Source organism: Rodentibacter sp. Ppn85 (genome assembly GCF_001999335.1).
Lineage (GTDB): Bacteria > Pseudomonadota > Gammaproteobacteria > Enterobacterales > Pasteurellaceae > Rodentibacter.
In genome coordinates, this window is record NZ_MLHS01000089.1 from 1 (window position 1) to 3,669 (window position 3,669).

General features: G+C 38.3%; 4 protein-coding genes. All 4 read right to left on the reverse strand.

Features of this window, described 5'->3' with window-relative positions:
• On the reverse strand, positions 1-326 hold a 326-nt coding region (locus BKL51_RS11310; protein WP_198930132.1), incomplete at its 3' end, for an RHS repeat domain-containing protein.
• A gap of 59 nt (positions 327-385) precedes the next feature.
• Complete coding sequence (locus tag BKL51_RS11315; protein ID WP_233127133.1) at positions 386-931, reverse strand: hypothetical protein; 546 nt, start codon at positions 929-931, stop codon at positions 386-388.
• 126 nt (positions 932-1,057) lie between these two features.
• Positions 1,058-1,258 (reverse strand): hypothetical protein, encoded by a 201-nt coding sequence (locus BKL51_RS11320; protein WP_233127134.1) that lies wholly within the window; start codon positions 1,256-1,258, stop codon positions 1,058-1,060.
• A 561-nt stretch (positions 1,259-1,819) separates the two neighbouring features.
• On the reverse strand, positions 1,820-3,669 hold a 1,850-nt coding region (locus BKL51_RS11330; protein WP_143530628.1), incomplete at its 5' end, for an RHS repeat-associated core domain-containing protein.

The window sequence follows — 3,669 nt, forward strand, 5'->3', positions numbered from 1 at the left end:
AAGGCGGTTTCTCGGATTGACGGTTGTGGCGGGCTTATCGTCTCACTGATGCCGTACTCCGTTTGTTTACTGAGTTGACCGTTTTCGTCGTATTCATATTGCGTGAGCTTATCATCAAAGCCTTTTTCCCAAATCACCCTGTCCGATTCGTCATATACAAAACGGTAGGCGGCATGGTTTTCGTTAGTCAGTCCCACTAATCTGCCCGCCGGGTCGTAATGGTATTGGAAACGATGACCTTGGGCATTGGTTTTCACTGTCAGTAAGCCGTCAGCCCGGTATTGGTAGGCGGTTTTGTTACCCTGCGGGTCGATGACCGCTGCCATATGTTCCACGTTGTTGTAGCAATAAGAAAAGATATGAATAGAAAAATAATCTCATGAGCTTATATTCCCTCATTCAATATAGATATCGTTTTTGTATTTGTATAAATACTAACAATTTTCCAATAATGTTCAGGGATTTTTTGTTTGTTTATTAGCAAATATTCATTTGCTTTATTATAAGCGGAGAACAAACCATACTCATTTAATAAATAGTCATCTTTATTATATTCTGCTGAGATACCATGAGTTCTAATGCTAAGAAAGAGAGTATCCATAACATCATAACCTAAAAATACTAAATCGGCTGAGCCATAAATATCTTGAATAGGTTCAAATCCCAAAATATCTAACCAATAATTATAATCATGATTTTCAACTGATAATACACATGGGTGAAACCCTTTAAATGAGAAGTTCAAGGATTCTTTATTTTTAGGCTGAAAATGTTCAACTTGATCTATACTAGTAATATTTAGGTTGTATTGGTCGTTATAATAATTAGGAATTTTATCGCATTCTAAGGTATCATCCCAAATAGTGAAATCATAAGAAAGTTGCTTATCTGTTGGAAAACGACAAATTCTTGTAGATAAATATTTCATCATATATCTCTCTCTTTTAATGTCCTTGATTTTGTTGCGCTAGGTAGCAGTCATAGTGCAAGCGGCCCCAAGCCTCATAGCATCCACGCCAAATCAGTTTGCCTTGGCTGTCTGCCCTTATATAGTTATTTAAATTCTTTCCAAGAAATTGATGTTATCATCTCTCTGTATATGAACTAACCCAATTTGCTCAAATTTAATCATAGCTCCTCCTTCCTGAGAGGATAAATAACTATAATCATAGTTATCCAAGAAAACTTTCTCATCAATTAAACACACAATAATACCTTTTATAGGATCTTTTCCTTTCCAAATTACACGATCTCCCAATTTTATTTTTTCCCATCTGAGTATTTCATAAATTAATCTCCTCTAATTCAAAAAGTCTTCAATTGGCATCATATTTGGAGAAAGTTGCTCCGGCTTTAATGCATATTTCTGCTTACTCTAAAAGCATTGGCAATTCTTAGGATTTTAATTAGCTTCAAATAAATTATGATGAGCTCCGTAAACACTATGTTCTACCTTCATATTAATAGAAACCTAACTACTGTATCCCCTCTCCTTTATAAAAAAAGTTAGCAAATATTATAAAAAAAATGAAATAAGAAAATATTGACATTATAATCATATTAATAACCAAGCAAAAACAACTGATATTATATACTTTATCTTTGTATTTTAGATAACATTGATAAAAGAATACTAATAATGGTGGATATATAAAAACACCAACATCATCATCTATGACAAACCATAAAAAATACATAAAATTCTCATTTATTGAAAATGTAAAAACAGTAAATACTGAAACATATATGAAAATTAGTAGATTTTGTATTAATAGCTCTGCTTTTCCCATATTTTACCCTCTATCATTGATAAATTAGTTTATTGTAATTTCCCCAATTTTTGTATTTTGTAATATTCTTTTTCTACTTCAGTTGCAAAATCTTGACAATTATTTTTGAGCATATTGTAATTATCGTTGCCAAATCTTAGTTTTTTCTTTTCGATTAATCCTCCATCATCAGTTTTCTCTAGGTAAGATGTTTCTTGTTTTTTTACATTTTCAACAGCTTTATTCATTATGTCATCATCAAAATGAATACTGGAACATTTATACCCTTTCATTGATGTTTCAGAAAATATTCCTGTATCCGTATAACCAATATTCCTACCATTATCAAAGAAAATGTGTTCATGAAACACACCTAAATCTAATCCTCCCCTAAAATTTTTATCAATATCAGTTGATAAAGGAACGTATCGTAATCGTCTAGTACAAAAACGCGCTAATCCCAATGGATCAACCCACCCCTGCGCATTATCCGCAAACCGATAAAAATTCATCCCTCCTTGTAACCCAATCGGATCTTGTGTCATAAACCGCCCCGTTATCGGTTCATAGTAGCGCAGGAAGTTGTAATGTAACCCCGTCTCTTGATCAACGTATTGGTTCTGTAAGCGGAACGGTTGGTGTCCTTGATTTTGTTGCGCTAGATAGCGGTCATAGTGTAAGCCGCCCCAAACATCATAGCATCCACGCCAAATCAGTTTGCCTTGGCTGTCCGTCATCTCCCTTGGTATGCCTATTTGGTCGCAGTGGAAGTAGTTTATCTCCTGTTCAATTCGGTTGCCATGTTCATCCCTGCGGTCAATACATTGCGCCAGCGGCTCGTAGCTGTTCGGATGACGATAGATATAGGTAAAAGTGCGGTCGTTTTCTTGCGAGTTTTTACCTTTTTGAATTTCTTGCACTAAATGGCTACCGTCCCAGACGAATGTGGTTTGGATTTCAGGCTCGCCTTGTTTGTTTAGTCTCGCTTTGGCTATCCGTCTGCCGAGTGCGTCATAATAATAAATCCAACTTTCTTTTCGGTAGCGGGTGTTAATCTCTGCGCCAACCAGGCGGTCGTTTAAGTCGTAGCGGTAGTAAATACGGTTATCCGTATCGTAGGCAGTTTCTACGGTGTTACCGAATGTATCGTAAGTAAAACCGACCCCGGCATAGTGGCTGAGGCGGTTGTTTTTTATCACTTGGTTGTCGCGCTCAATCAGATTATGTGCCGGGTCAAAACGAAACCATTCACGATGTTGGGATTTGCCGTTTCCTTGGCTGTGCGCATGTTCAATACGTCCTAACGGGTCATATTGATAGGTGATTTGGTCGCGTTCAAATTGTCCTCCCGTAAACAAGGTGGTGTCGCTTTGTTGTAAGTTTCCGTTCGGGTCATAAGTAAAGGTTCGGTCTAGGGTGCGGATGGAGGCACTCTCTGTCAATCCGGCTTGTTTGGTTAATTGCCCTAACGGGTTATATTGATATTCGCCGGTTATTCTCCCTTGTGTGCGGGCAATTTCCCGGTGCAGATTATCCCGGGTAATTTCGCTGATAAGTTGGTGATTGAGCTTGATACCCGATAAGTGTCCGCTGCCGTAGTAAAAATAATGAATGTCATCCCCGCTCGGTAAGCCGGTTTTTATGCGGTTGCCGTTGGCGTCATATTGATAACTCACCTTGGTCGCGGCGTTATCAAGTATTTGGTGTGTGACGGTTTCTTCCAGTAAACGGCCTAGCGCGTCATAACGATAAGTAAGCCGACTTTCGCCGTTGTCTATTTCTGTCAGGCGACCGTTGGCATCATACCCGTAGCGGGTAGTTTGCTGTTGGTGTCCCTGTTTAACCTGTCGGGATGTGAGGTTTCCCCGGCGGTCATAATGAAAGGCGGTTTCTCGGATTG

What these genes read in the sequence shown, in the direction of transcription:
- BKL51_RS11315 (WP_233127133.1), bottom strand. Translation starts at nt 931, where the DNA reads ATGATGAAATATTTATCTACAAGAATTTGTCGTTTTCCAACAGATAAG.